Source organism: Atopobium sp. oral taxon 810 str. F0209 (assembly GCF_000466405.1).
Taxonomy (GTDB): domain Bacteria; phylum Actinomycetota; class Coriobacteriia; order Coriobacteriales; family Atopobiaceae; genus Olegusella.
This window is the reverse complement of the sequence record NZ_KE952938.1, coordinates 1-2,017: the sequence shown is the minus strand read 5'-3', so window position 1 is coordinate 2,017 and position 2,017 is coordinate 1. Positions and strand designations below refer to the sequence as shown.

General features: G+C 48.1%; 2 protein-coding genes and 1 tRNA gene. 1 reads left to right on the top strand and 2 read right to left on the bottom strand.

The window, feature by feature from the left end:
* Positions 1–317: 317 nt before the first annotated feature.
* Positions 318–393: transfer RNA gene (locus tag HMPREF9069_RS02150), tRNA-Thr, on the bottom strand.
* Positions 394–521: 128 nt separating this feature from the next.
* On the opposite strand from HMPREF9069_RS02150, the gene HMPREF9069_RS02145 reads away from it, so the two are divergent.
* Complete coding sequence (locus tag HMPREF9069_RS02145; RefSeq protein ID WP_035438218.1) at positions 522–1,298, top strand: radical SAM protein; 777 nt, start codon at positions 522–524, stop codon at positions 1,296–1,298.
* Between the two features lie 5 nt (positions 1,299–1,303).
* Here the strand turns inward: HMPREF9069_RS02145 and HMPREF9069_RS02140 are convergent, their stop codons facing one another.
* Positions 1,304–1,804 (bottom strand): HD domain-containing protein, encoded by a 501-nt coding sequence (locus HMPREF9069_RS02140; RefSeq protein WP_021625467.1) that lies wholly within the window; start codon positions 1,802–1,804, stop codon positions 1,304–1,306.
* Between the last annotated feature and the right edge of the window lie 213 nt (positions 1,805–2,017).

The following is a 2,017-nucleotide window of genomic DNA, read 5'->3' as shown; positions in this document are numbered from 1 at the left end:
TACCTGAGATGAGTCGTAAGATCGTCCCTCTTCTAGGGATATCACCACAGATGGTTCAAGTTTTGAGTGGGGATGGTGACCCTTTTCCCACGTCGTCACAATTTCAATAGATAGTTCGTTTCGAAAGATGGTTCATCTTTCGAGTTTTTGGAAAATCTAACCAGCGGTTTTACGCTTGCTTACTCCGAAGGATGAACCATTTGCGGTTGGTATTGTGGTTTGTGTTTGTGGTTTGTATCCTGCCTGCACTCCAGATAGCGCAGCTTGCATGTGCTGCAAAATAAAAAGTCAGCGGAGACCGCTGACTTGGAAAATTCTGGAGCCGGCAATCAGACTTGAACTGATGACCCCCGCTTTACGAGAGCGGTGCTCTACCAACTGAGCTATGCCGGCGTATCAGTGCTGACGTATTCGTCAAGCAGCTAACTACTATACGGAGCAAAGTGTTTTGGCGCAAGAGCTAATACGTGCGAATTTTGCGGATGTGAGCTAGTCTTGTGCAGATTGCATTGGAGGACATTTTGGCAACCTATCTTAATCCGCCACTGGTCTTTGGTCCTGTACACAGCCGCAGACTGGGTATTTCCCTCGGTCTTAATCTCATGCCAGGAGATGGCAAGATTTGCAATTTTGACTGTATATACTGCGAAAATGGTTCGAACACCGAACGTAAAACAAGTACTGCTTATCCCAAAGCAGCAGAGTTGGTAGATGCTTTGGAGAAAAAGCTTCGCGAGATGGCAGCCAAAGATTTACTGCCTGATGTAATTACGCTAGCGGGAAATGGTGAGCCAACAGCAAATCCAGAGTTTCCCCAGGTGGTTAATGCAGTGGCGAATCTTCGCAATCAGCTTGCCCCAAAGGCAAGGCTTGCAGTATTGAGTAATGGCACCTTGGCGCATGTGCCACGTATTCACGATGCCCTACTGCAGCTAGACGATAATATTCAGAAGCTTGATACGGTAGATATGCCCTACATTAGGCTGGTCAATCGCCCTGTGGGCAGTTATGACGTACAGCGCGTAATTGAAGCGCTTGCGGCTTTCCATGGACGGGTAATTGTGCAGACAGCCTTTATGAAGGGAAGCTATCGAGGACAAGATCTGGATAATACAACTCCCAAATATGTACAACCTTGGCTTGAGGCTCTTCGTTATATCAAACCTCAGTCGGCCACTATTTATGCCATATCCCGCGGCACGCCTGTGGAAGGTATCGTTCATGTAGGACCCGAAGTGCTTGACAGGATAAAGTCACAGGTAGAAGCCTTGGGAATTCCCTGTACAGTTGGCTATTAGTATGGTTATGACTGCCGTATGCGTCCCGCAATGGTCTCGCGAGTCGAAACCATTTTGTCAGCAAGACATACGAGCCATGCTTCGCGGTGGTGTGGCGGGCAAGGTGTTAGTGGCCACATATGATGGGCAATCAAATCTTTTTCGATATCACTAAGCTCAAAATCTTCCAGCGCATTGGCAAGAGCAAATCCTGGATGACGAAAGCCATGTAGTTTGGAATGTCCAGGTTCGTGCCAATCGTAGAGGTAGTAGTCGTGCAAAATGGCACCACGTACCAAAGCATGCTCATTGCAAGAAATATGCCAGCGACGTGCCAGCTTGAAGGCTTGCCATGCCACAGCTTCTACATGCTCTAGGGTATTCGTTGTGCCGTGCTGGATAAACTGAGCCATCTGCGGTACTCGTGCTGAGGCAAGTATGGGTTGGGCAAGCAGCAAAAATTCGGCGTGTAGAGCTTCTTCTCTTAAGGAGAGATTCATAGTTTCCTGCGCGTTTTGCTTTGCCACGTCGCCTCCTTATGTTGCTTGCAGCCACCTTTAGCCCACTTGATTTTTGTGTTGCGGAAGTTATTGTGCCATATGCTTTCCTTTCCTCGTATTTCTTCAAAGATTTTCAAGACTGTTTCGTCTACCGGCAGGCTGGGAGTAGGGGAGTACACTGCTGCACATCCGCAAAGCAGCAAATGCTGCAGAAGGGAGACCAGCTATGGCTTGTCAAGC